The organism is Bradyrhizobium sp. IC4060 (genome assembly GCF_020193715.1).
Lineage (GTDB): Bacteria > Pseudomonadota > Alphaproteobacteria > Rhizobiales > Xanthobacteraceae > Bradyrhizobium > Bradyrhizobium yuanmingense.
In genome coordinates this window covers 147700-171247 of the sequence record NZ_JADYVJ010000007.1, presented here as the reverse complement: position 1 = coordinate 171247, position 23548 = coordinate 147700, and the positions used below count along the sequence as shown (strand labels likewise).

The 23548-nt window shown below is 62.5% G+C and carries 24 protein-coding genes, 1 tRNA gene and 1 pseudogene; 11 read left to right on the top strand and 15 right to left on the bottom strand.

Annotated elements, in window-relative coordinates; all coding sequences use genetic code 11:
• Positions 1-4 precede the first annotated feature (4 nt).
• Entirely contained in the window at positions 5-304 is a 300-nt protein-coding gene (locus I6F16_RS23210) for a hypothetical protein (protein ID WP_036011456.1), read from the bottom strand.
• 109 nt (positions 305-413) lie between these two features.
• On the opposite strand from I6F16_RS23210, the gene I6F16_RS23205 reads away from it, so the two are divergent.
• A complete protein-coding gene (locus I6F16_RS23205; protein ID WP_036011421.1) occupies positions 414-644 on the top strand; it encodes a hypothetical protein in 231 nt (76 codons plus the stop codon).
• Positions 645-685: 41 nt separating this feature from the next.
• Here the strand turns inward: I6F16_RS23205 and I6F16_RS23200 are convergent, their stop codons facing one another.
• The 3 genes from I6F16_RS23200 to I6F16_RS23190 are packed head-to-tail and all read right to left on the bottom strand — an operon-like array spanning position 686 to position 4643.
• Positions 686-2635, bottom strand: coding sequence for a molybdopterin biosynthesis protein (locus I6F16_RS23200; protein WP_225112319.1), 1950 nt, complete (start codon positions 2633-2635; stop codon positions 686-688).
• Between the two features lie 13 nt (positions 2636-2648).
• Positions 2649-3755, bottom strand: coding sequence for a molybdopterin-binding protein (locus I6F16_RS23195; protein WP_225112318.1), 1107 nt, complete (start codon positions 3753-3755; stop codon positions 2649-2651).
• Positions 3756-3815: 60 nt separating this feature from the next.
• Complete coding sequence (locus tag I6F16_RS23190; RefSeq protein ID WP_036026620.1) at positions 3816-4643, bottom strand: substrate-binding domain-containing protein; 828 nt, start codon at positions 4641-4643, stop codon at positions 3816-3818.
• Between the two features lie 282 nt (positions 4644-4925).
• Between I6F16_RS23190 and I6F16_RS23185 the strand changes: the two genes are divergently transcribed.
• Together I6F16_RS23185 and I6F16_RS23180 are read left to right on the top strand one after the other, a co-directional pair.
• Positions 4926-5819 (top strand): helix-turn-helix transcriptional regulator, encoded by an 894-nt coding sequence (locus I6F16_RS23185; RefSeq protein ID WP_225112317.1) that lies wholly within the window; start codon positions 4926-4928, stop codon positions 5817-5819.
• 101 nt (positions 5820-5920) lie between these two features.
• Positions 5921-7135 carry an ABC transporter substrate-binding protein gene (locus tag I6F16_RS23180; RefSeq protein WP_225112316.1) on the top strand — a complete coding sequence of 405 codons (1215 nt, stop codon included), beginning with the start codon at positions 5921-5923 and terminating at the stop codon, positions 7133-7135.
• Positions 7136-7323: 188 nt separating this feature from the next.
• Here I6F16_RS23180 and I6F16_RS23175 read toward each other — a convergent pair whose 3' ends face one another.
• Positions 7324-8286 carry a TAXI family TRAP transporter solute-binding subunit gene (locus I6F16_RS23175; protein ID WP_225112315.1) on the bottom strand — a complete coding sequence of 321 codons (963 nt, stop codon included), beginning with the start codon at positions 8284-8286 and terminating at the stop codon, positions 7324-7326.
• 107 nt (positions 8287-8393) lie between these two features.
• On the opposite strand from I6F16_RS23175, the gene I6F16_RS23170 reads away from it, so the two are divergent.
• The 7 genes from I6F16_RS23170 (at position 8394) to I6F16_RS23140 (ending at position 13760) form a co-directional block, all read left to right on the top strand.
• On the top strand, positions 8394-9368 hold the full coding sequence (locus I6F16_RS23170) for a tripartite tricarboxylate transporter substrate binding protein (protein ID WP_225112314.1): 975 nt from the start codon (positions 8394-8396) through the stop codon (positions 9366-9368).
• A 339-nt stretch (positions 9369-9707) separates the two neighbouring features.
• A tRNA-Ile gene (locus tag I6F16_RS23165) sits at positions 9708-9783 on the top strand.
• A 77-nt stretch (positions 9784-9860) separates the two neighbouring features.
• Complete coding sequence (locus I6F16_RS23160; RefSeq protein WP_225112313.1) at positions 9861-10031, top strand: hypothetical protein; 171 nt, start codon at positions 9861-9863, stop codon at positions 10029-10031.
• Positions 10031-10588 carry a hypothetical protein gene (locus tag I6F16_RS23155; RefSeq protein WP_225112312.1) on the top strand — a complete coding sequence of 186 codons (558 nt, stop codon included), beginning with the start codon at positions 10031-10033 and terminating at the stop codon, positions 10586-10588. Before I6F16_RS23160 ends, I6F16_RS23155 begins: the two co-directional genes overlap by 1 nt.
• 615 nt (positions 10589-11203) lie before the next feature.
• Positions 11204-12370, top strand: coding sequence for a hypothetical protein (locus tag I6F16_RS23150; protein WP_225112311.1), 1167 nt, complete (start codon positions 11204-11206; stop codon positions 12368-12370).
• Between the two features lie 112 nt (positions 12371-12482).
• Positions 12483-13235: a hypothetical protein gene (locus I6F16_RS23145; RefSeq protein ID WP_225112310.1), complete on the top strand. Its 753-nt coding sequence runs from the start codon at positions 12483-12485 to the stop codon at positions 13233-13235.
• A gap of 21 nt (positions 13236-13256) precedes the next feature.
• Positions 13257-13760 carry a hypothetical protein gene (locus tag I6F16_RS23140; RefSeq protein WP_225112309.1) on the top strand — a complete coding sequence of 168 codons (504 nt, stop codon included), beginning with the start codon at positions 13257-13259 and terminating at the stop codon, positions 13758-13760.
• A 43-nt stretch (positions 13761-13803) separates the two neighbouring features.
• Here the strand turns inward: I6F16_RS23140 and I6F16_RS23135 are convergent, their stop codons facing one another.
• From I6F16_RS23135 to I6F16_RS23125, 3 genes are all read right to left on the bottom strand, one after another.
• On the bottom strand, positions 13804-15165 hold the full coding sequence (locus I6F16_RS23135; protein ID WP_225112308.1) for a hypothetical protein: 1362 nt from the start codon (positions 15163-15165) through the stop codon (positions 13804-13806).
• 498 nt (positions 15166-15663) lie between these two features.
• Positions 15664-16086, bottom strand: coding sequence for a hypothetical protein (locus I6F16_RS23130; RefSeq protein WP_225112307.1), 423 nt, complete (start codon positions 16084-16086; stop codon positions 15664-15666).
• A gap of 375 nt (positions 16087-16461) precedes the next feature.
• On the bottom strand, positions 16462-16938 hold the full coding sequence (locus tag I6F16_RS23125; RefSeq protein ID WP_225112306.1) for a DUF3833 family protein: 477 nt from the start codon (positions 16936-16938) through the stop codon (positions 16462-16464).
• A gap of 250 nt (positions 16939-17188) precedes the next feature.
• On the opposite strand from I6F16_RS23125, the gene I6F16_RS23120 reads away from it, so the two are divergent.
• On the top strand, positions 17189-17458 hold the full coding sequence (locus tag I6F16_RS23120; RefSeq protein ID WP_225112305.1) for a hypothetical protein: 270 nt from the start codon (positions 17189-17191) through the stop codon (positions 17456-17458).
• Positions 17459-17516: 58 nt separating this feature from the next.
• Here I6F16_RS23120 and I6F16_RS23115 read toward each other — a convergent pair.
• The 7 genes and pseudogenes from I6F16_RS23115 to arcA form a co-directional block, all read right to left on the bottom strand.
• Positions 17517-17972 (bottom strand): annotated as a pseudogene (locus I6F16_RS23115) (Ku protein); the annotation flags it as partial.
• Positions 17973-17993: 21 nt separating this feature from the next.
• Entirely contained in the window at positions 17994-18629 is a 636-nt protein-coding gene (locus I6F16_RS23110; RefSeq protein WP_036035698.1) for a response regulator transcription factor, read from the bottom strand.
• A gap of 165 nt (positions 18630-18794) precedes the next feature.
• The gene (locus tag I6F16_RS23105; protein WP_225112304.1) at positions 18795-19427 is read right to left on the bottom strand and encodes a response regulator transcription factor; all 633 of its coding nucleotides are present in this window, start codon (positions 19425-19427) and stop codon (positions 18795-18797) included.
• Positions 19428-19487: 60 nt separating this feature from the next.
• On the bottom strand, positions 19488-20624 hold the full coding sequence (locus I6F16_RS23100; protein WP_225112303.1) for an ATP-binding protein: 1137 nt from the start codon (positions 20622-20624) through the stop codon (positions 19488-19490).
• A 418-nt stretch (positions 20625-21042) separates the two neighbouring features.
• The gene (locus tag I6F16_RS23095) at positions 21043-21270 is read right to left on the bottom strand and encodes a hypothetical protein (RefSeq protein WP_225157912.1); all 228 of its coding nucleotides are present in this window, start codon (positions 21268-21270) and stop codon (positions 21043-21045) included.
• A 34-nt stretch (positions 21271-21304) separates the two neighbouring features.
• The gene (locus tag I6F16_RS23090; RefSeq protein WP_225112302.1) at positions 21305-22141 is read right to left on the bottom strand and encodes an outer membrane beta-barrel protein; all 837 of its coding nucleotides are present in this window, start codon (positions 22139-22141) and stop codon (positions 21305-21307) included.
• A gap of 118 nt (positions 22142-22259) precedes the next feature.
• Complete coding sequence (arcA, locus tag I6F16_RS23085) at positions 22260-23522, bottom strand: arginine deiminase (RefSeq protein ID WP_225112301.1); 1263 nt, start codon at positions 23520-23522, stop codon at positions 22260-22262.
• Positions 23523-23548 lie beyond the last annotated feature (26 nt).

Below are 23548 nucleotides of genomic sequence, written 5' to 3'. Positions count from 1 at the left end.
GACTCTATGATTTCGGAAACTCGTTGAGGAGCTGCGCCCAGATGATCGCGAAGGCGATCAGGCCGCAAATGCCGACGGCAGTGGTGAAGCGCGGCAAACGGCCGATCGCAACCAGCAGCCAAGCCGGCAGGAAGAACGCCCCGAAAACCATGCCCAGCGGAAACACCGCGAGCCATTGAAAGCCGCTGCCGTCCCCGGGCGGAACATTCGCGATGTAATGGAAGGTGTAGAGCCAGAACAGCGTGCCGGCCGCCGCGACGAGAGCAGCGATCTTGCGGAAGTTGAGGGGCGTCGATGCAGTCATGACCTGGCTCATGTTCCTTGGTCGCTGCGGCGCCCCGCCAAGTTCATGACGTCTTGAACCGGACCTGGAACGGGAGCGACCACAGGTCTGGACTTCCCCGGACGAAGCCATGGCCGCCCCTCTCTTGAATACGATCTTCGAATTCGTCGACTTCGTCTTCGATCTCTCCGAGACGATCGATCGCACGAGGCAGCTGAGCAAGCCTGACATCGTCGAGGTGCCGCCGGATCCAAAGCCGCTGCCACCCGCCGCGCGGCGCGCGCTTGCCGAGGCCGAGGATCGTGAGCGCAAGCGAGAGCAGGCCGCTCAGGCCGCCAGCCGTACCGACCAGGCATCGTAGCCGTAGACCTCTCATGGCTCGAACGCGTCGTGGTCCCTCGTCTATGCGGGCCGGAAGCCCGCTCGCGCGAGCGACGCGCGTACCTCGTTCGAGCCGAGTGCGTCGAGAAACGCCTGCACTGCCGGCCGTTGCTTTCGCGCACTCACCACCGCGAAGTCATAATGCTCTTCCGCGAGCGGAATGAAACCGAGGCCGACGGCGTGGGCGACCGGCGCAATGGTCATGCCCCAATCGGCCCGGTGCTGCGCGACGGCCGCCGCCACCGCGTTGTGCGAACGCGGCTGGTTCCAGTAGCCTTCCGGCCGCGCGCCGCCGAGCAGCCGGTCGATCAGGATGCGCGTGCCGGCGCCCTGGTTGCGGTTGACCATGATGCAGGCGGGATCAGCGAGCGCCGCCGCAACGGCGTCCTTTCCACCAAGACCTTCGAAACGTTTGTCGTCCTTGCGAAAGACGATGCCCTGCATCCGCCGCCAGCCTGGCACGAGCTCGAGACCTTCGACGAGATAGGGCGTGTTGTAGGTCTCGCTTCTATCGTCGAACAGGTGGATCGGCGCGAGATCGCATTCGCCACGTTTGGCTGCTGCAAGCCCGCCGAGGCTGCCGACCGCGATCGAGCGCACGGTGAGACCAGCATGCGCCAGCTGTGCGGTGACGAGATCAAGGCCGGTGCAATGGCTGCCGACGATGACGAGATCCGGCACGCGCACATGCGGCGTGAACAGCGTCACCTCGGTTTCGGTGCCAGCCGGCATCTGGTCGGCAAGTGCATCGATGCGCAGAAAGCCGTCTGCCTGAGCAAAGGACGTGATCGCACCAGACCCCTTGCCGGAGGGATAGGCGATGAGGCCCTCCCTGCCCTCAACCAGCGAGACCATGACGAATTCGGTGCGGCCGAGCTCGGAAGCGATGCGTACCGGCACGGTCGCGTTCACCTTGGCATCGGAGCGCGGCGGCAATCCGGCCATCCTGCGCAGCACCGGCACGATCATGTCGTGGAAGGTGAACATCGCCGAAGTCGGAAAACCCGGCAGGATCACGACAGGCTTGCCGTCGCACACCGCAAGACACAACGGCTTGCCGGGCTTGAGCGCGACGCCATGCGCGATGATGCCGGGTGCGCCGAGCCGGCTGATGATGCGATGAGAGAGATCGCCCGCGCCTTTCGACGTGCCGCCCGAGAGCACCAGCATGTCGGCTTCCGCAAGCGCGTTGCGCATGGCGGCTTCGAGCCTGGCTTCGTCGTCCGGAACAGCGCCGAGGAAGACGGCCTCGCCACCGTTTTCGTCGACCGCGGCGGCGACGATGGCGCCATTGGTATCGTAGATCTCGGCGGGCCCGAGCACCTCGCCGGGCTGAACCAGCTCATCGCCGGTGGAGATCACGGCAACCCGCGGCCTGCGCGCGACACCCACCTCGGCGATGCCGCAAGCCGCCAGCATGCCGATCTCGCGCGAGCCGATGATGGTGCCGGCGCGCAGCAGCGCCTCGCCGCGCGCAATGTCGGACCCGGCATACGAGACGAATTGCCCCGGCGACACGGCGCGACGGACATCGATCGCATCCTGGCCGGCCGGCTGGGTGTGCTCGACCATGACCACGGCATCGGCGCCGCGCGGCAACGGACCGCCGGTGGCGATCGCCGTTGCGGTTCCGGCCGCCACCTGCAGCGTCGGCGCGGTCCCGCAATGAACGGTCTCGCCATTCAGCGCGAGGCGCACGGGCGCGCCCTCGCCGGCCGCCGCAAGGTCGGCGGAGCGCACGGCAAAGCCGTCGACATTGGAGCGGTCGAACGGCGGCACGTCGATCGTTGCCGTGATATCTTCGGCGAGGGCAGCGCCCAGCGCGGCTGCGAGCTTGCGCGTTTCAGTTCGAAGCGCGCGCGGGAACAAGGCCGCCTCGAAGCGCGCCAAGGCCTCTTCGCGCGACAGGATCTTGAGGAACTGCTCCTGCTCGAGCGCGCTGCGGTCCGGTGATTTCGGGATCATCGTCATGCCAGAACCCTTATCACGCCCGCATCAGATACGCATCGATCGGCGTACCTGCCGCAAATCCCTCGTCGCTGGCGGAAATGAGCAGCCATGCGTCCGCACGGGCGATGGCCTGAAGCGGCCATTCGCCCACGGCAAGCGGCATCCAGGCACGATGTTCCTCAGCCAGCAAAGCGATCTCCGTGATGCCGACGCTGGAGGCGATCTTTCGCGCAAGCGGCAGCGACACTTTTCGACGCGGCCGACGCGCCGACAAACGGTCCGCGAGCGGCAGCGCGAGTGCAAGCCAAGCTGCAAGCGCGGAATCGGGCGAGCCGGGCAAGGCGACGACGGGAACTCGTCCCAGCCGTCCGACCGCAGCGGTGCGTCCCGGCTGCAGCGCAAGGCCGTGCGCCATCACCTCGCCGCGCCGGGCGAGGGCGGCGATGGCGGCGTCCTGGCGGCCGACGCCGCTGCCGCCGATGGTCAGCAGGACATCGCAGGAGGACGCATCGAGCGCATCGGCAATCGACGCTGCATCGCGCGCACGCGCTGGACGCGTTTCCACATCCAGTCCCGCTGTGTGCGCGATCCCGGCAATCGTCTGCGCCGCGACCGTCCCACCCGGCACATTGACTATGCGCAGCCGCGGCCGCCTCACGGCGAGTTTGTCCCCGCCCGCCGCACGCGCCAGCAACAGGTCCGCCGCACGGATGGGATGGCCGGCGTCCCCCACGGCCCTACGCGCGGTGATGTCGCTGCCTGCGCGCCTGACACCCTGCCCCGGCGCGCCCTCTGCGAGCACCTGGGCAAGCGGCCCCGACGTCTCCACGGCGTCGGCATCGAGCACGCAGTCGCATCCCGCCGGCAGCGCCTCGCCCGCCTCGACCCATGCAGGAGCCATTGCCAGCGGCACAGGCGAGTAAGCGGACGCCCCGACGAGATCGTTGGCAGATAGCGCCCAACCATCTACGGCCGCAACATCCCGGGAAGGATAGGCGGCAAGCAGCGGCGCACCCGCCGCGATGCAGCCGATTGCGTCCGCCAGCGGCACGTCCATCGGCGCGACGGGATCAACGCCCCGCAGCAGCGCGGCGAGCGCGGTGTCGAGCGGCGTGAGCGAAGGCGGCAGGCGCTGGGTCATGCGCCATGAGGACCATGCATCGTCCGGTTTGGCAACCGCCGGCGGTCCCGGCCTCAACCCTCAGCCGCCCGACCTGTCCGAATTGGGGAAGAACAATTGCTGCCCGTCCACCTTGTAGCCGGCAATCGCCGTCTGCCCCTCCGGCGATGTCAGCCAATCGACGAAGGTCTGCGCGAGGTCCTTCTTCACGTTCGGGAACTTCGCAGGGTTCACCAGCATCACACCATATTGGTTGAGCAGCCGCCGGTCGCCTTCGACGACGATGTCGAGATCGCCGCGATCGCTGAACGCGATCCAGCTGCCGCGATCCGCAAGCACATAGGCATTGGCCGCGCGCGCGGCCCCGAGCGATGCGGCCATGCCGGGCCCGGCCTCGCGATACCAGGCGCCCTTGGCGCTCGCGATGTCGATGCCGGCAACGATCCAAAGCGCGAGCTCCGCGGCATGAGTGCCCGACCGATCGCCACGCGTCACGAACGGCGCACCTTTGGCTTCGATCGCCTTCAGCGCCGTCGCGATGTCCTTGCCCTTTACGCCCGCGGGATCGCTCTTCGGCCCGATCAGCACATAGTCGCTGTACATCACGTCGTATCGCTTCACGCCAAAGCCGTCGGCGACGAACTTCTCCTCCTGAGGCCGCGCGTGCATCAGCACGACGTCGACCTCACCCCGCCGCGCCCCATCGAGCACTTCGTCGGCGCGCCGCGCGATCACGGTGACGTCGATGCCGGTCTTGTCGCGGAAGATCGGCAGCAGATAGTCGAGCAGCCCGGATTCCTGCGTCGCCGTCGTCGAAGCGAGGACAATGCTGCGGTCCTCCGCGGCCGAAGCCGCAACGCCTGCGGCAAGGCCGCAGAGAAGCGCAAGTGCAACGGACAGGCGGCCCATGATCGGGTTCCCTCAGGTTTGACGCCGTCATGATGATGATCGATTGCGCCGCACTCGTGACGCGTTTTTGCGCTGCCGGCCGGGAAATTTCGGCAACTTCATCGCGGCGCACCGGGCGCGCGATCTCTTTAGGATCGTTCACCAAAGCAGAGATCGCGCGTGCGGATGTGTTGCAAAGCAGCGAGATGATCGGGCATGGTTCCCTGCGACAAATATCTGAAATGCAGAATTCCACCTGCGTCGGACGTCAAAAAGAAGCAAGAATTTGCATAGGAATGCAGGATGGAATTCCTGACCACCAGCGAAGCCGCCGATTACCTTCGGCTCGGCGAACGCAAGCTTTACGAGCTCGTCACCACCGGTGCGATCCCCTGCAGCAAGGTGACGGGGAAATGGCTGTTCCCACGGCACGAGCTCGACCTCTGGGTCCTGTCGGGCCTTGCGCGTCCGGCCGGCATGTTGATCGCCGAGCCGCCGCCGGTCGTCGGCGGCAGCCACGACGAACTGCTCGATTGGAGCCTGCGCGAGTCCGGCTCGGGGCTCGGATCGATGAGCGAGGGCAGCGCGCGCGGGCTCGAGCGCTTGCAGCGCAATGAGGTGATGGCTGCGGCGGTGCACTTCCACGCGCTCGACGCCGGCGACAGTTTCTCTAGCGATGCCAGCATCGAAGCGCTGCGGACCACGCCGGACCTGCATGATGCGGTGCTGATCGCGTTCGTGCGCCGCGAAGAGGGTCTCCTGCTGCCGCACGGCAATCCCAAGCACCTGCACAGCCTGACCGACGTGCTCGCAGCCGGGGCCCGGATGGCGATGTGGCAACAGGGCACGGGCGCGCAGATGCTGCTCGACGTGCTGCTCAAGCGCGCCGGCGCCTCGATGCGGGACTTGCGCCGGATCGAGACGCCGGCGCTGACCGGCCCGGATCTGGCCGAGCTGGTTCGCGCCGGCCAGGCCGATTGCGGCATCGCGACGCGCGCCGCGGCGCGCTCGGCCGGTCTCGATTTCGTGCCGCTGGTCTGGGAGAATTTCGACCTCGCGATGCGGCAGCGCAGCTATTTCCGCCCCGCGATGCAGGCCTTGCTCCGCTTCCTGAACGAGCGGCGGCTGCGTCAGCGCGCGGAGGAACTGACCGGCTACGATCCCTCCCCCGCAGGGCAGATCCGCTTCGCAGCCTGACATTGACGCCAGCCCCCTAATAGTTGCAAAAGAAACCAATTCGACCGGGCCATACCCGGACAAGCAACACCGGCCAATGAGCCGGATCAGGGAGGACGAGCGTGAACCCAATCAGATTTGGCGTGCCGGTCGCGGCCGCCTTGCTGGCCGCCCTGCTGTCCGGCGCGGCGTCGGCGCAGGTTTCCGACGACGTCGTCAAGATCGGCGTGCTCACCGACATGAACGGCCCGGCCTCGGCGCCGACCGGCCAGGGCTCGGTGACCGCGGCGCAAATGGCGATCGACGATTTCGGCGGCAAGGTGCTCGGCAAGCCGATCAGCGTCGTGATCGGCGACCACCAACTCAAGGCCGACATCGGCGCTTCGCTGGCGCGGCGCTGGTTCGACGTCGAGCAGGTCGATCTGATCGTGGACGTGCCCGTCTCGGCGGTCGGGCTCGCGGTGCAGACCATCGCCAACGAGAAGAAGCGGCTGTTCATCACCCACTCCACCGGCACCGCCGATTTCCACGGCAAGTTCTGCTCGCCTTACGCCATCCAATGGGTGTTCGACACCCGCGCGCTCGCGGTCGGCACCGCGGACGCCGTGGTCAAGCGCGGCGGCGACAGCTGGTTCTTCATCACCGACGATTACGCCTTCGGCCATTCGCTGGAGCGCGACGCTTCCGCCGTCGTCACCGCCAATGGCGGCAAGGTGCTGGGCTCGGTGCGGCCGCCGCTGGCAACACCTGATCTCTCCTCCTTCGTGCTGCAGGCGCAGGCCTCCAAGGCCAAGATCATCGGCATTGCCGCCGGTCCCCCCAACAACATGAACGAGATCAAGACCGGCGCCGAGTTCGGCGTGTTCAAGGGCGGCCAGCAGATGGCGGCGCTGCTCGCGCTGATCACCGACATCCACGGCATCGGCCTACAGGCGGCGCAAGGCCTGCTGCTGACCACCTCGTTCTACTGGGACATGGACGACAAGACGCGCGAATGGTCGAAGCGCTATTTCGCCAAGATGAACCGGATGCCGTCGATGTGGCAGGCCGGCGTCTATTCCAGCGTGATGCACTATCTCAACGCCATCCAGGAGACCGGCAGCGACGATCCGCTGAAGGTGGCGGCCAAGATGCGCGAGAAGCCGATCGAGGATTTCTTCGCCCGCAACGGCAAGCTTCGCGAAGACAATCTGATGGTGCACGATCTCTGGCTGGTGCAGGTGAAGACGCCGGAGGAGAGCAAATATCCGTGGGACTATTACAAGATCCTCACGACTATTTCCGGCGACAAGGCGTTCGGCCCGCCGGACCCGGCCTGCCCGCTGGTGAAGAAGTGAGATTGGCGAATATGAGGCCGCGATGACGGTGTACCCTCTCCCCTTGTGGGAGAGGGTGGATTCGCGAAGCGAAGCCGGGTGAGGGGTTCTCACCGCGAGCCCAAGTCTCATTTGAATGCGCGGAGACAACCCCTCATCCGGCGCTTCGCGCCACCTTCTCCCACAAGGGGAGAAGGGAAGTAAGAGAGCTACTTCACCACCCCTATCTCGCGAAAATACTTCATCACGCCCGGATGGATCAGCTCCGGCCTCGGCGCGGCCGCGACCGTGTTCGCGGCGGTGGTCTCGCAGGCCTGGGCGAGCTTCTTGCAGAACGTCGCCTCATTGCCGTGCAGCGTCTTGGCGAGGCGGTAGGCGACGTCGTCGGGCAGATCCTCGCGCGTCAGCACAAAACTCCAGGAGCCGAGCGAGGCAATCGGCGCTGTCTGGTTCGGATAGCTGTTCGCCGGCACGGTCAGCGGCTTGAGGAACGCATGTTTGGCGCGGATGCGGGCGATCTCGTCCGCACTCGGCGCGATGAAGCGCGCGCCTGATGCGCTCGCGGCGACCGCGGCAAAGCCGGGCCAGCCGATGCCGGCGCCCCAGAGCGCAGCGACGCGGCCGTCCTCCACCATCGCGGGGCCGTCGCCGGCGCGGTCGAGATAAACAGCCTTGAAGTCCTCGTCCTGCTTGAGGCCGAGACCATCGAGCACATAGCGCGCCAGGATCGGCAGGCCGGAGCCCCTGGCGCCGAACGCGACGGGCTGACCGACGAGATCGCGGATCGTTGTAAAGGGGCTGTCTGCGCGCACCACGAACATGCCGGGGTTGGAATAGATCGCGGTGAGGATCTTGAGCCGCACAAGCGCACGGCCGATGCCGGCGAAGGCCTCATAGGCCGGCTCGCCCGCGACCAGCGCGAGATCGAGCTCGCCCTTCTCAAGGAGCGGGATGTTCTCATTGCTGCCCTTGGTGTTGCGCGGGACGATGGTGAGTTGCGGATCGGCCGCATTCATCACCTCCGCGAAGGCGTTGCCATAGAGCGGGAAGCCGCCGCCGGGCGTCGCGGTTCCCAAGCTGAGCGTCGTGGTCGGAATGGCCGTGCCTCCGGTCTGGGCGGCGGGGGGGCTGGCGAGCAGCGCCGCACCGAGAAGGATCATCGCGAATCTCATGGTCGCTCCTGGCGGACCTGCGTCAACACCGACTTGCGGCGATGTAGGCAGCGACCTGATTTTGTGAAAGCATGCCGCGCAAAGACAATAGAATAATGGGAGGTGTCATGTTGCGAATTTTGCGTCACGGTGCTTTCGGGCTCGCAGTCCTGTTCGGTCTTTTCAGCGCCGCCCCTCCCGCCGCCGCCGGCTATCCGGACCGCCCCGTGCACTGGCTGATCGGCTTCTCCGCCGGCGGCCCGGTCGACATCGTGGCGCGGATCATGGCGCAGTGGCTGTCGGACCGGTTCGGCCAGCAATTCATCGTCGAGAACCGCACCGGCTCGGGCGGCAACATCGCTGCCGCCGCCGCGATCAGCTCGCCGCCGGACGGCTACACGCTGCTGTTCGTCGCGCCCAACAACGCGATCTCGACCTCGCTCTACAAGAAGCTGCCGTTCGACTTTTTGCGCGACACCACCCCAGTCGCGAGCATCATGCAGCTCACCAACATGCTGGTCGTCTCCAACGCGTTTCCGGCGAAGACGGTTCAGGAGTTCATCGATTATTGCAAGGCCAATCCCGGCAAGATCACCTACGCCTCCTCCGGCAACGGCACCTCGGTGCACATGTCGGCCGAGCTGTTCAAGGCGATGACGAAGTGCGACATGGTGCACGTGCCCTATCGCGGCTCGGCCGTCGCCTACCCCGACATCATCTCCAACAAGGTGCAGCTGATCTTCGACAATCTGCCCTCGGCGATGGAGCAGGTGAAGGGCGGCAACGTCCGTGCGCTCGGGGTGACCTCGCCGCAGCGCTGGCCGAGCGTGCCCGACGTGCCCGCGATCGCCGAGACCGTGCCGGGCTTCGAATCGGTCGGCTTCTACGGCATCTCCGCGCCGAAGGGCACGCCGAGCGAGGTGATCGAGACCCTCAACAAGGCCGTCGGCGAAGCGTTGAAGGACCCGAAGCTGGTGGCAAAGCTCACCGACGTCGGCGGCGTGCCCAAGCCGATGGCGCCCGCCGAGTTCGGCAAGCTGGTCGCGGGCGAAACCGAGAAGTGGCGCAAGGTGGTCGAGTTCGCCGGGGTCTCGGTGGATTAGGCGGCGGCCCCGCCGCCGAGCCCGCCCGCACCGCGTTTGAGGGGGCCAACAGGCCCTCTCAGGCAAAGTTGCGAAAACAACCCCATGCACAGTAGACGAGGCCAGTAATTTCAAGGGGTTAGCGCCCACATCGCAAACACCTCCGAAAAAGCGGTTTGCTTCGTCGGGCAAAACAGGGTTATACAGGCATCATCGGCCAATTTCGGCTAATCGAAAATGACGAACGGTGCCGCCCCGGCGTTCCGTCGGCGACTGCCAGCATTGCACCCCCGCCTCCGTCCCTGTAAACGAACCGCGCACCGTTGCCGGCCGCGCGCTCCTCGCGGCCGCCTCGCGGCGGGGCCTGTAGCTCAATGGTTAGAGCCGGCCGCTCATAACGGTCTGGTTGCAGGTTCGAGTCCTGCCGGGCCCACCAGCAGACCCAACGATTTATGCTTGCCGCGAACCAGGTGGACCGTTTGGTAGACGGATTGAATTTCTACTGATGCAACCATGACGAAGATCATCACGCTCGCCAGCGCATTAGCGATTTCAACATCAGCGCAGGCAGAGAGCCCCTATCCTACGCCGAAGCCTGACGGCACGCAGCGCGGCCAACGCACAGGCGCGCCCCGCACGACTGCCACCTTCGCGAGCGGCGACCATTGCAAGGCGTTTCACTGATGGCAAAGAAACGCAAGAGCTTCTCTCATGGCCGAGCCAAGGAAGCTGTCCTGAAGGTGCGTGGCAGCCTGACGCTGAGGCCTCGCCCGAAGCCAAAGACCCCAGAAGAGATCAAAGCCGATATCGAGCGCTCCAATGCATGGCTGGAGGAATACCTCAATTCTCCAGAGTTTGCCGAGGAGTGTCGCAAGGCAGAGGAGAAGGAGAAACGAAGGGAAGAACGCCGGCTGGCCCGTGAGGCTGAGCGCGCGGCCGCTCGCGAGGAGCGACGTCGAAATCCGAAGTCACCGATCGACGCCTACTATAACCACATGGAAAAGTGTCCACACGCCTCGGGGACCAAGGAGCGTCGAGCTTGGAAAAAGGAGAACCCGACGTTCGAGTTCAACGGGGTCACGTACCGTGACGATTGGTCTCCGCAGCTATCAAACAGCGGCAAGACCACACGATGGATGGGTTACCTGTCCGGATCCGACGGCAGCACTCATGAGATCATGAATGAGCACGCCAACAATCGGCGAAACGACCCAAAGAGGAACTGGGGGCTGCCCGAATGACCGGCTCCCGAGTCCCTAAGAGCACCATTGCGATACGCCAGCCGATGCAGTCTACGCGGCTGGCCTTCGCGATATGCCTTCGGAGTCCCAACCGACCAGATTGATTGAACCCATGCTCGATGTGGGGTCGCTATCTTCACCTAGAACATCCGGCGCGGACCCACCGACCTGAATCGAATTGTACTATCGAAAGTGAGCGTCCCCGCTGCGAACCACAAGGGCGGAGCTCGACCTACTGCCCCTCGCTACCTCGCCGCGCACTATTCTCTCGACTTGGACCTCACGCACGATTGAACTGAGCTACACGGGTAAAGACGGCCTTATCTTCGCGTTTCGGATCGCCGGGATGGCCGACTGTGCTTCATTGCCGGCCGGGACGGAATCGCTTAGGCTATAAAGCCTATCTCGATCGTACGGCACACCGCGATGGAGAAAAATGTGGCGAGAGAGCATCCAAATTCGAGTCGTGTTGCGGTGGGCGATGACCTCCGTGAAGTCATCGTGGTGAGCGAACAGTCATTGCCACGCGTATCTCGCATGTTGTTGCGGCACAGATCCAAACCCGTTCGTTCTCAGAGGCAAGCGTCGGTCTTTGCGCGATTGTCCTGGGCAGTCGTGGGTGTGGTCGTCGGGTACGCTGTTCTTGAGGTCGCGCCAGGGATATTTGACTCGACCCAGCAACGCGCGCTGCACCGCGCTGCCGTGCACCGAGACGACAGCGTCATCAGTGCAGGTGTGACCACACAGTTTAAGCGCTCAGTCCTTCTCCACTATCGTGACGTGCACGGTAGGTTGCACCTGCTATTGGCTGACGAGGATGGCGCCAACAAGTTCGTCAACGACACGCTGATCTACCTCGATACGGAGAGTCAGCGAGTAAGAGCGAATACGGCGGTTCGGATTGATGCGCTTCTTGCTGAGGCCTTCGGGGATCGCGATGCTTGCATTGCCGCCTATGCGGATTGGTACTTCGCGTGGAGCCGATCCTGGGCCCTCCTCAAGGAAGCGTCCATAGGCGGCTTATCGGGCGCTCTGCCTAGCAACGTGCAAGGAATCCTTGAGGGAAGCCGTAACGCGGTCGAGGCCTATCTGATCCGGAATTATCAGAGGTTCGTGCTTAGACCTGACTTCCGAAATCCTGTCCTGGAAGCAGGTCTCGCCCACATTCTGGCCACGGCACACAAAGAGTATCTCACTGTCCTTACGGCGCTTGATGACCGCGTTCAAGATTATCTAAATCGCGAAACCCAGCATCTTGAACGTCTCAATCCGCTGGCCAAGTTGGACGTTTCGCTGGCATGGGACCAGCAAAAATGGAAAGCACCGCGAGCCGCGGTGGATGACGAACCATTCCGGACGGTTCTGAGGGGAGCAGGGGCCGTTTCCGTATCGGCCCTTCTAACCCGGAGCACCGCGCCGGCTGTTGAACGGGCCGTCTCTCCCATCTTCGCAAAAGCTGCCACCAAAGCTGTTACAGCAATGCGGCCGCAGATCATTGGGGCCGCCGCAGGGACGATGGTTGAACCAGGTCTCGGTACGGCCGCGGGCTGGGCTCTGGGGGCGGCAGGCGGCGTTGCCATAGACTATCTGATGAGTAAAGGGGAGGAATGGCTCGACCGACCCAAGTTTGTACATGCAAATGGTCAGGCATTGGACGCGACAATTCAGGAATGGTCGCGTGTCATGCAACGGGACTTGTTCGTGGCAGTCGATGCGTGGTTTGAGGACACCCGCGACATGGTTGCCGAACTCAAGATTCAGAGAAAAATCCCTACCGGCTAGCGAGAACCTCTGCTCTGGACTCTTCGCCAAAGACACTCGATCAGTCTACGTTCATGTTGAGTGTAGCCGTTGACACTGTCTGCTCGGCGCCCGCAAACATTCCGAAGTACACATGCTGAACGAAAACGAGATCCCACCCAATTTTCTGCAATACGCAGCTGACATACTCGCCGACACTAATGGCGGACTAAGCGGAACCGAGATCGTTAGGGAAACGGCTGCCTATGCGGTCGAGTATGATGTGCCGCTGCCGCATCCAACTTATCCCTTCCAGGCCTCCAACAAGCGAACAGCCTTGTACGAGAACCTACGAGCTTTTTCAGGTCCCCAGCAATATCGAATCCTTCGCGAGCTTTGTGATCATCGATCATTTGGCCTAACCCGCTCGGCAAAGCGCACGGAGCTCAAACAGCGACTGGCAACGCGTTATGGGCATCTGGCGGAGCATCCGAGTTCGGAAGTAAACGAGACGCTCATTGAAGAAACACGTCACTGGCTGCGGGAACACCCTGAAGTCCTGTCGCTCTATAATCAGGCCTTCACCAAGCTGGAAACGGGCTCATTCCATCGAAATCTGCTCGATGACTTGCGGCTGTCGCTGGAGAAGCTTTTACGGGGTATCTTTGGAAACGAAAAGTCGCTCGAAAACCAGATCAATAGCCTCGGCACATATATCAAATCGAAAGGCGGTTCGCCCGAACTCGCGAACATGTTCGTAAAGCTGGCCGATTATTATGCGAAGTTTCAGAACACATACGTCAAGCACGACGATCAGGTGAATGAAGCTGAGGTCGAATTTGTCTTCGAGATTACAAGCTCGTTCATGAAGCACCTCATTCGCTTGCAATCGATATCCGCCAACTAACTCACCAGACCACGTGCCCCGATGACCCAAGCAATAGAATGGCTTAAAGCAAGAGCGCCGGGTTTTAACCAACTCTCGAAAGACGAACTAAACGCCGTCACGGATTTCTCGCTGCTTTGGACTTTTTTCGAGAGCCGCATTCTAAACAGAAGCGGCAGCGCTGCAGCGATCTGCGTCGCCGTTGATTCCTGGGACGCGGCTGGCATCCTCGTGCCCGATCTGCTCGATGAAGAACTCGCCTATTTCAAACAGCGATATCATCCGGTTGGCCATTTTTCGCATCACTTTGACGGCCTCCATCTGCGGCCGCGTGATCGCGCTCCGATGGTGCGCGGCGTGCTTAGCGGGGCTGAGACCTCTCCCCACCAGTGCGTCGCAACGGCGCTTATCATTGTCTTTCGGTACCGCAACAATCTGTTTCATGGCGAAAAGTGGGAATACGCACTCGCAGACCAGTTAGGCAATTTCACAAATGCCAATCGTATCCTGATGAAAGTTCTTGATCGATACGCAAATCTTCCGTGAAGTCCGGTGATCTTTTCGATCCCTCTTCCCGCAGGCATCACGCCTACTTTTTCAAGTCGTCGGTCTTTGACGCCGTTGGCGTTTTGGCGACGTAATCGAGGCAGGCTATCAAGGCGTACCTTGCAAGCTGTTCCGCGACCACGCGGGTATTGGTCCAGTCATATCCGATCTTCTCATTCGTACCATGAATAGTCCGGCTGCGCCCTTCACTGTAAATGGTATCGAGAAGGGACTGGAACGTTGGACCTTCAGCATTGATGGGATCGGCTCGCTTTATGCCGAGCCTTGCTTCGAGCATCGTGAGAATTCCTTTGGCCTTAGTACCCTTGCCCAAGGCGTCCAGAGATGCGGCAAACCCAACCGTCGCCATGAGGTCGCCAGTCTCTCGGCATCCTTTCTCAAACCAAATGAGCGCCTGCAGCAACGCCTCCAGTATCTCCCGGCGTGCGGTACTCCTGCCGGGATCTACGAGGTTGTCGAGCATTTCGCCGCACGCCACATAAATATCCTTCAGGCGAACCAACTCCCCCAGCCAATCGCTCGGCTTGATAAACGGTCCGAAAGGACGGCGGCTCAGTCGCGATCCGGACAGTATTGTTTTTCCGGGAACGAACTGGAGCGATGTTTGACTATAAATGGGTCCATCATAGTTCAGATTGAATCCCCGTAGCGTTTCCGATGGCTTCTCAAAGGCTAGGGCTGAACACGCGAGCGCGAGTCGCGCCGCTGTCAACGCCGTCTCAAGACCGGCTTCGGGCGCAAAGGCAGAAGACAGCTCAACGCTGCAGACATATTCGCAGGGCCCTATCGCTTGAAGTATGTTGTCCTCAAGCAGCTTCTCGCGATTGCTTTTTCGCGGCCGGACCCGGCCTCCTGTCCATAGGCGCTTAGCACGCCGCTGGGTAACCGGCGTAACACCGCCCTCGGCTACTTTGCGATCAAGCCATACCTGGCGCGGTTCAAACGTCACCGGACCGAAAGAGAATCGCGCAACATCTCCCTTGGAGAAGAGTGTTGTTCCGAAGGCGTATTCACGCGCGTCCAGATTGGCAACTATGGCGTTGAGCGCATCTTCAAGCTTCGTCAGCAAACCAGGCGCCTGTCCTGCCGGATCCGACAGCGGCGTGCTGGCGATCAGCGGTCCTACAGCACCGCGAACCCAGTCTCGCCACTCACTCTCTTTGGCATTCCGTGCCAGAGACGGACGGTCCGTTTTAAGCTCGTGCGCGAGTTTCGTAATAAGATCATCGACTTCCTTCGTGATTTGAAGCGTTCCGCCGTCCCCAGCAGGAATTAGTCGCGGGAGCTTGAAATGGTCATCCTCGATCAACGCCAAGGGTGACATGCCTCGGGTCTCTGCCAATCCGGCAAGCATCTTCTCAACTATTTTTGAGGCTTTGCTCATAACCGACCGCTCCGAAGCAAAAAATGCAGAACTAAAACGGCTTCATTCAGAGCCACAGACCGGAATGTCAACTCTCAATCGAGCTTCTCTTCGGAGACTTATTGAGCGCTCGCCTCGGACCAACTCCAACCTCAACGACCGTCCGACCATCCGCGGCGCGCGCTGCAGGGTGGTTAGCGTGACGTTGCCGTCCTTTGGGTGAGCAAGCACCCAATCTGGCTGCGCGAGGTCTTCATGCGCCGGGCCAGATTGCTTCCTCGCCGAGGACGTCATCGAGCGTGGCGCCCTTGGCGGTGGCCTCCTTCATTTCCCGAACTCACGGCTTCTGCGGCGCGCAAGGGTCAGGTCGTCCGGCGGGGTCTTCTACGTCCTTCTCGATGAACCCGTGGCTGATGACCAGGGAAAGACGGCCGCGATCCGGACCCTATGGGCAAGAGGTCGCCATGTGCAGGCGCCCATAGCGATGACCGCTCGCTCCGTGCCGACCTCAATCCCAATTCACGAGGCGTTCGCCCTCGCCCGCTCGCGTGCTTCGCGGCGGCGCTCTCGGCGCTCGCGCCGCCGCTTGGCCCGGTCGACTGGCTGCGGCAGCGGGGGAAGCGGAGCAATCTCCAATACCGGCTGGGACGTCTCGTTGACCAGCGACGCCAGGCTTGGCTCGCTTGGTGCCGGGCGGGCTTCCATGAACTCCAAGACGTCTCGCCCCTTGGACGTCAGTCTCCAGCCACCGCTGATGCGCTCGACCAGGCCTTGCGAAAAGATGTCGAGGTCCGGCACCCGGCTGGCGAGACGCCTTGTCCGCTCGGCCCAATCGCGGCCGCTGGTTGCCAGGATGGCCATGTCGCGCTTGAGGTCTTCCATGACGGCAAAGCCGTCCGGATAGCTCACCAGGATCTTCAAGACCGTCACCTGGAAATTCACGCCCCCGCCCCCGCTCTGGTCAATCAGCGCCAGAAGATCCCTCTCGGGAGCGCCGACCGTACTTTGCTTCGGTGCGTTCGCGATTCAAAAATGTTAATCCCGAGGAAGAAGGGCGCGCAGGCCAAGGCTTTCGTATTTGAGAGCTTTTTTTGCGGCCATCCTTCGAGACGCCCGCTTGGGGCGGGCTCCTCAGGATAAGGGCGGAGTTTGTGGCTGCAGTTTTGAAGGGCACTGAAGCTGATTAGCCTCATCCTGAGGAGGCGCATCAGCGCCGTCTCGAAGGACGAGGCGTGCGCGCAAACCGCCTCCACAAGCCATATGCGATAGCGCTGGGCGCGGCAGGGGAGCGGGGCTGCAGCCCGCGTCGGGCGAACCTTACAGCTTCCGATACGTCACATGCGCCATCGCGAACGGAATGCCTGCGCGCCCGGCGCTGCCGCGCACGATGCAGGCGCGATCGTCGATCGCGTAGAACCAGTCATCGAAATTCAACTTGAACGACTTGCCATCGCCCTGCGGCGTGTCGCGCGTGTATGTCCAATGGAACGCACAACCGGCCTGCTCGCCGGTGGCTTCGCCTTCCAGGCGATTTTCATGGCCGGTGTATTGACCTTCGCCCAGCTTGTGAATCGTCCAGCGCAGCGTGTCGCTGCGGCCGTCATCGAAGGTGTAGGTTTCGGTCAGGACAACGGTGTCGGTGTCCGCGTCCAACTCGCCATGCGCCGCGATCGTCGCCCGCTTCAACAGCCCGCCGACGAGGCTCTCGACCACCGCCCATCCTTCCAAGCGGCCAACGAAGAACTGCTCAGGGAGAAACACCGGCGTGGTGCCAGCGAACGCATCAATGGCCATGGGCTTTTCCTCCGAACCGATGACCACTCAAGTCGCCTCTCGGCACCAGGTTCCCCAGCACGAGACCCGCCTGGCTCGTTGCCGTGTTTGCGGGGGGCATGCGCGGACCCGGCTTCAACACTTCGCCTTCTCCACAGCCCTCCGGAACACGGGGACAAAGACAGTCCCACCGTTTGCGAATCCCTGCCCCGTGCTAACGCGCGGAACGATTTGGCGCGGGCACGGATTCGTCCCGCAGGAGCGATCTCGCATGCTGATGACCAGGGAAAGACGGCCGGCGATCCGGACCCTTCGCGGATGGGCCATCCATGTGCTGCAGGAGGCCGGCGCGATCTGCGAATGCGAGGAGCACGGCTGGGCCAGGGATCGTGCCGACCCGCACGCGCGGAAACGTGCGGCAGAGCTCGCACGCCAGGATCCGCCGGACGGCGTCTCTGCCGATCAAGCGATCGCGGAGATCAACGATGTCCTCGATTCGATCGGCGATACCTGTCCGGAGTGCTCGGACGAGAGCCTTTGAGGCCTCCACAAGCGACCACGGACGACGACGTAGCGTCCGTCCGCTGTCACCGGATGCTTCAGGCCGATTTCCGCCGCGCCCCTGCGGCCGGCTTCTTCGCGGACGTCTCCTTGGCGGCCGCCTTCTTGCCCGCGATCGGCATCAGCATCTCCTTCTGGCCGGAAGCCGCCTTCCTCGGCTTCTTCGCGGGCTTATCCGCCTTCGCGGGCGCGGCCTGCTTGCCTGCATCTTTGCCTGCCTCCTTGCCGACGCTGCGCCGCAGCGCCTCCATGAGGTCGACCACGTTCTCGCCCTTCGGCCGCTCCTTCGGCCGGATCACCTTGCCGGCGCGCTTTTCGTTGATCAGCTCGATCAGCGCGGTCTCGTAATGGTCCTCGAACTTTTCGGGCGCGAAGCGACCGGCCTTCTAGTTGACGATGTGCCTGGCGAGATCGAGCATGTCCTTGGTGACCTTCACGTCCTGGATGTCGTCAAAGTATTCCTGCTCGCTGCGCACCTCGTAGGGGTAGAGCAGCCGAAAGCGCTCCCCGCTCGTTCAAGGTGAAACCAGCCGCTTGCGGACAGCATACCGAACCAGCTCGGCGGTGGAGGACATCCTGAGCTTGCGCATGGCCGAGGCGCGGTGTGTCTCGACCGTCTTGACGCTCAGATTCAGGATCGCGCTTATCGACCTGTTGGTGTGCCCCTCTGCGATCAGCTGGACCACGCTCTCCTCGCGCGAGGTCAGCAGCATGTCGGCCCGGTTCTGCTTGTTCGCCTGGTAGTCGCGGAGCAGCTTCTCCAGCAGAACACTCGTGAAGTAGGGTCTGCCGTCGAGCAGCGCTTCGACCGCGGAAATGAGATGGTTGCGAGCGTCGGACTTGAACAGGAAGCCGCGGATTCCGGCCAGAATGGCCTCTGTCAGGAGCTCCTCGCTTTCATGCATCGTGAGGATAAGCACCTCGGTTTGAACGTGAAGCGCTCTGAGGCGGCGGCTGACCTCCAGGCCGTTGATGATCGGCATGGAATAATCGACGATCACGATGTCTGGCCTGGTTTCCAGCGCAAGCGTGACCGCCTGCTCACCATTGGTCGCCTCGCCGCTCACGATCCAGTTGGACCGCGTTTCAACAATCGCACGAAGTCCGGAACGCACGATTTCATGGTCGTCCGCAATCAAGATGCGTTTCACGGGTCGTTCCCGTTTGCCTACCCTCGGCCAAGCCAGGTGGACTAGAGCGGTCATCGGCGGTCAGGTCGAACGATCATACGGCGTCCCACAAGAACGGTTATCCAGCAAAACCCTGAGAGATGCAGGCGAAGGTACTGACAGCCACGGACGGCGCACTGCCCGCGATCAGGCCTCGATCAGCCCGGTTCGCACCGCGTATCGCACGAGGCCCGCCGTCGAATTTACCTCCAGCTTGCGCATCGCCGCTGCCCGATGCGCCTCCGTCGTCTTAACGCTCAAGTCGAGGATCGCGCTGATCCCCTTGTTGCTGTAGCCCTCGGCAACCAGCTTGACGACGAGCTGCTCGCGCGCGGTCAGCCCATGGTGGTGTCGTTCGCCGTGGGGGCCCGGCTCGCCGTCGTATTCGACAATGCTATTCGTACAGAAGAACGGCCTATGCATCAGCAGCGACTCGACAGCCGCCAGCAGCAGCTTGTTCGCATCAGACTTCACCAAGAAAGCGCGGGCGCCGGCCTCGAACGCCTGCTGCGCTATCAGACCCGAATTGTGCACGGTGAAGATCAGGATCTCGGTTTGCAGCCGATAGTCCCTCATACGCCGCGCCACCTCCACGCCGGTCATCCTCGGCATCGAGAAATCCAGGATGGCGACGTGGGGCTGGCTCTGGATCGCCGCGGCGACCGCCTTGCCTCCGTCAGTGGCCTCGGCCACCACTTCCCAGTCCGCCCGCTGTTCGAGGACCGCCCGCAAACCCGATCGCACCGCTTCGTGATCGTCGGCTATGAGGATACGTTTCATGCAGCACACTCCCTATTCTTGACGGCGGTTCGGGTCACACTTTCGACCCGCCGCCGCTGGCTAGTGTTCTTTCGCTGATTGTGTGCCGGTATCGGCCCTCGTATTGGTCGTGGTCCTTCGTCGATTGCGCCGATTCACTGCAAGGACGTGCGGGAAGACCGCGGACAGAACGGTACCGGAATGCGGCGCCATCCCGCTGGACTGGATGGCCAACGTACCTCCGATCCCGTGCAGTCTTGCTCGCATCGCGGGAATTCCGACGCCGCTCGATAGCGTCCCGGCACCCGGCCTGCCAGGGTGGGGAAGACCGCGTCCATTGTCGCTGATCATCAATTGGAAACGACTGTCGACAACATCGATGACGATTGCCACCTCCGTCGCTTTTGCGTGACGGAAGACGTTCGTCAGAGCCTCCTGAACAACGCGCAGCAGCGAGCGTTGGGCCTCATAAGGTAACCCATCGACCTCCGGCACGATGTTCACCCTCACATGCAACGAGGTGCGCGCCGCGAACCCTTCCGCGTAGCCTTCGATCGTGGCCTTCAATCCGTCACCCGTCAGATCCCGCGGATGCAGCAGATAGGCAAAAGCCCGGAGCTCCCGGAGCGCTTCATCAATCGACGCGTCGATTTCGTCGCAGATCCGTTCGGCGGCTTGTGTGCCGTCAAGCTGGCCGCGGATCCGCATCAAGCCGAGACTCGCGGCAATCAGATGTTGACAGGTCGAATCGTGGAGATCGGAAGCGATCCGCTGCTGAATGCTCTCCTGAAGCGACAGCAGGCCAGCTTCGACATCCAGCCCGTTCCCCCATGTGGTGGGGTCCTCGAAGCGAACGTCGCGCGCCTCGCGATGGCAGCCGATCAACCGGACGACACCGCGGGTCGCGGGATCCAGGATCGGCGTGACCGTCGTTTCCCTCGTGCGGGATGAACCACCAAACGCCAGCCGCTGCCGGATCCTGATCTCAGCCTTCTCCGCGAGGCTCGCCCGAAGTGCTTCGCAGACAGATCTCGCGTCATCCGCGCTCAGGCAATCGGATACATTCATGTCGAGCACGTCTCGCGACGATACGCCGAGCCGGGACTCGAATGCCGGATTGATGCTCTCGTAGACGAAATGTCCGCAAAAGGAGGGGCGCGCGACGAAGAGGAGATCTGCAGAAGAGTTCCAGTAAAGCTCCTCGGTCGATGGTTGCAAACCTACGCGCAGCCAGCGCTTGGGACTGGTTTGCCTCGACTCTCTGGCGGGGGAGCCATGTGGCTTCACTGTACTACTCACTCTATTCCGGCGACTCCCGATATTGGCCACGACGACAATAGCGGGGTCTCTCCCCACCCTGCCGGCGAGAAATCCTCCACCGAATTCGGAATAGCGCACCTGCGGGTCAATCAACTATACACCCAGCGAACCGCTCATTCAACATGAGGTAGTATTCATGGGGGATTGAAATCTTGGCCTTCGTCAAGGGCCGCCGAATCTCAAATCCGATGCAATAGAGAGTAAAAATGGCGATGCGCGGCGAACGAGCCCGAATGGCATCGTCGCGCCGCCATTCCGTGGTCGCCGGGCGTCCTCCACCGTTCCCCCGCCTAATGCGCTGACAGGTTCGCCAGGGCTATCGGCTACTGCTCGTGTCCGACTTCTTCTTTCTGGTCGCCTTCGCGGGCGGTGCCGCCGGGGCCGGCGCAATTGAGAGCGGGTGAGATGGTTGCTCCAGACGGCGCGTCGCGGCATCATCCCGAAGTGCATCGGTATCGAGTCGATGGCTACGATCGACCGCATCGCGAGGATCGGCCAGCACGACCGTCGTCATCATGCTTGAGATGATGAGGCAGGTCAGCATTAGAAGGCGTCTTGCCGGCATCTCTCGAGCACCTCTAAAAGGCAAAGTCCAGGCGAGGCCCGATCCGAACGTCCCTGTATCGCCGCAGCGGGACGTTCGAGGTTCGTGCCTCGTAGAGCACGGTCGTCGTGAGCGACACGTTGTTGGCAACGTTGTACTTCAGGCCGAGGTCAACCGAATAGAGCTGATCCTGGCGACCGGTATTGAGTCCATCGGTGAACCAATAGGCTTCGAACAGGGGCGTACTGACGATCGACCATCTCGGATCAAGCTTGACCTCGATTCCGAGCACGGCGTCAAAGCGCCAGCGGCGCGCCTCGGCCAGATCGGAGAAACGGTAGGTCAAAAGCACTAGTGGCGAGAACGTCGCGTTGCCAACGCGGAAATCGCGCGCGATTGAGCCCATCACATCGTGGGACGTGAAGGCGAGATCGCGGTAGATGCCATCGAAATCATATCGATTTTCGTAAATGCCAGACAAGCGCCAGCCGTCCCAGTTCTCGGTCAGACGCGCGCCCATACGCGCGACGGCGAAATTGCCGTCCTTTTCCCGCGAAAAGGCTTCGTATTGAGCCCGCGCATAGAGCCGGTATGACAGATCGTTGGTGAGGTTCCCGTCGAGCCTGACGCTCACGTCTGGCGCGTAATAGACGTCCGACCTGCGGTTATCGCGGGTGAAGAGCGCGTTGTCGGTGAAAGTCGGCGAGATGGAACCAACGACGCTCCAGGACGGGGCTTGGTAATAAGGAACCGCGTAGGAGGATGTAGCGGCTCCGCTCGATTTGAAGTCGGTCAGATCGAGGTCCGCCGCCCAAGCCGTACTACTGCCGAGCAGTGCGGCAACCGGCAGAAAAAATCCAGACGGTCGCATAGGTCCCCTCCGATGCTGCAGCCGGACACCGGGATTCGTGTCACACTGCGCGCCGATTGTGGCGTGTTAATGTTCAGATGATAAATCACAGGTTGATCTGGGTCGATTCCTCCGCCGGCTAGTAGTCGACCGGATCCCTGGTAATCGGGCAGGTCATGCAGTGACCACCGCCGCGGCCGCGGCCGAGCTCCGCGCCGACGATGGTGATCACTTCGATTCCCTCCTTGCGCAGCAGCGTATTGGTGTAGGTGTTGCGATCGTAGGCGAAGACGACGCCTGGAGAGGCGCAAACCAGGTTAGCGCCGCTGTCCCACTGGGTTCGTTCGCGCAGATAGGCATTGCCACCGGTCTCCACGACGCGGAGCTTCTTCAGGCCGAGCGCCCCAGCCACGACGTCGACGAAAGGCTTCTCGTCCTTGCGCAGCTCGATTCCGGCAGAGTTGTCCGCCGGCCGGTAGGAGTACGCCGTGATGTTATTGACGATATCGGGGTAAAGCAGCACGCAATCCCGATCGGCGAACGTGAAGACCGTGTCGAGATGCATCGCCGCACGCAGCTTGGGCATGGCCGCCACGATGACGCGCTCAGCGGCCTTTTTCCTGAAAAGAGCGGCGGCAAGCTGGCTGATCGCCTGTCTCGATGTCCGTTCGCTCAATCCGATCAGGACGTTTCCCTTCCCGATCGGCATCACATCGCCACCTTCCAGAGTGGCAAGGCCGTGATCCTGAGTCGGATCGCCCCACCAGACGTGGACCTTGCCGGCGAAATCCGGATGGAACTTGTAAATGGCGGCGGCGAGGATCGGCTCCTCGTGACGCGCCGGCCAGAACAGCGAATTCAACGTTACGCCGCCATAGATCCAGCAGGTGGTATCGCGCGTGTACAGCGTGTTCGGAAGTGGCGGCAGCAGATACTCGGTCATGCCGGCCGCCTCCCGGATCAACCGGAGCATTTCACCGCCATGTGCGTCGGGGAAATCGTGGGTCGACAATCCGCCGATCAGGGTTTCCGCCAGCGCGCGGGGGGCGAGGCTTTCCAGATAGCCGCGGAGCTCGTCAATCAGCCCGAGACCGACCTGGTTTGGGACCACCTGATTGTCGAGGATCCATCGCCTCGCCTCCGGGATGGCGACGGTCTCCGCGAGCAGATTGTGCATCTCGACGACCTCGATGCCGCGGTCGCGCATCTTCTGCACGAAGTCGAAATGGTCGCGCTTGGCATTGTCGACCCACAGGACGTCGTCGAACAGCAGCGTGTCGCAATTGGTCGGAGTGAGACGCTGGTGAGCGCGGCCCGGCGAGCAGACCATTACCTTGCGCAACTGACCGACTTCCGAATGAACGCCAAAAGGAAGCGCTCCGTTTGATGTCTGTTGTGTCATGAGCGCAACCTCCGCAATCGATCCGC

Excerpts from the sequence above, each read along its gene's own strand:
- I6F16_RS23135 (WP_225112308.1), bottom strand. The coding sequence starts at position 15,165 with ATGAGCAAAGCCTCAAAAATAGTTGAGAAGATGCTTGCCGGATTGGCA.
- I6F16_RS23155 (WP_225112312.1), top strand. The coding sequence starts at position 10,031 with ATGGCAAAGAAACGCAAGAGCTTCTCTCATGGCCGAGCCAAGGAAGCT.
- I6F16_RS23105 (WP_225112304.1), bottom strand. The coding sequence starts at position 19,427 with ATGAAACGTATCCTCATAGCCGACGATCACGAAGCGGTGCGATCGGGT.
- I6F16_RS23190 (WP_036026620.1), bottom strand. The coding sequence starts at position 4,643 with ATGGGCCGCCTGTCCGTTGCACTTGCGCTTCTCTGCGGCCTTGCCGCA.
- I6F16_RS23140 (WP_225112309.1), top strand. The coding sequence starts at position 13,257 with ATGACCCAAGCAATAGAATGGCTTAAAGCAAGAGCGCCGGGTTTTAAC.
- I6F16_RS23160 (WP_225112313.1), top strand. The coding sequence starts at position 9,861 with ATGACGAAGATCATCACGCTCGCCAGCGCATTAGCGATTTCAACATCA.
- I6F16_RS23145 (WP_225112310.1), top strand. The coding sequence starts at position 12,483 with ATGCTGAACGAAAACGAGATCCCACCCAATTTTCTGCAATACGCAGCT.
- I6F16_RS23175 (WP_225112315.1), bottom strand. The coding sequence starts at position 8,286 with ATGAGATTCGCGATGATCCTTCTCGGTGCGGCGCTGCTCGCCAGCCCC.
- I6F16_RS23120 (WP_225112305.1), top strand. The coding sequence starts at position 17,189 with ATGCTGATGACCAGGGAAAGACGGCCGGCGATCCGGACCCTTCGCGGA.
- I6F16_RS23170 (WP_225112314.1), top strand. The coding sequence starts at position 8,394 with ATGTTGCGAATTTTGCGTCACGGTGCTTTCGGGCTCGCAGTCCTGTTC.
- arcA (WP_225112301.1), bottom strand. The coding sequence starts at position 23,522 with ATGACACAACAGACATCAAACGGAGCGCTTCCTTTTGGCGTTCATTCG.
- I6F16_RS23195 (WP_225112318.1), bottom strand. The coding sequence starts at position 3,755 with ATGACCCAGCGCCTGCCGCCTTCGCTCACGCCGCTCGACACCGCGCTC.
- I6F16_RS23125 (WP_225112306.1), bottom strand. The coding sequence starts at position 16,938 with ATGGCCATTGATGCGTTCGCTGGCACCACGCCGGTGTTTCTCCCTGAG.
- I6F16_RS23185 (WP_225112317.1), top strand. The coding sequence starts at position 4,926 with ATGGAATTCCTGACCACCAGCGAAGCCGCCGATTACCTTCGGCTCGGC.
- I6F16_RS23200 (WP_225112319.1), bottom strand. The coding sequence starts at position 2,635 with ATGACGATGATCCCGAAATCACCGGACCGCAGCGCGCTCGAGCAGGAG.
- I6F16_RS23095 (WP_225157912.1), bottom strand. The coding sequence starts at position 21,270 with ATGCTGACCTGCCTCATCATCTCAAGCATGATGACGACGGTCGTGCTG.
- I6F16_RS23210 (WP_036011456.1), bottom strand. The coding sequence starts at position 304 with ATGACTGCATCGACGCCCCTCAACTTCCGCAAGATCGCTGCTCTCGTC.
- I6F16_RS23090 (WP_225112302.1), bottom strand. The coding sequence starts at position 22,141 with ATGCGACCGTCTGGATTTTTTCTGCCGGTTGCCGCACTGCTCGGCAGT.
- I6F16_RS23205 (WP_036011421.1), top strand. The coding sequence starts at position 414 with ATGGCCGCCCCTCTCTTGAATACGATCTTCGAATTCGTCGACTTCGTC.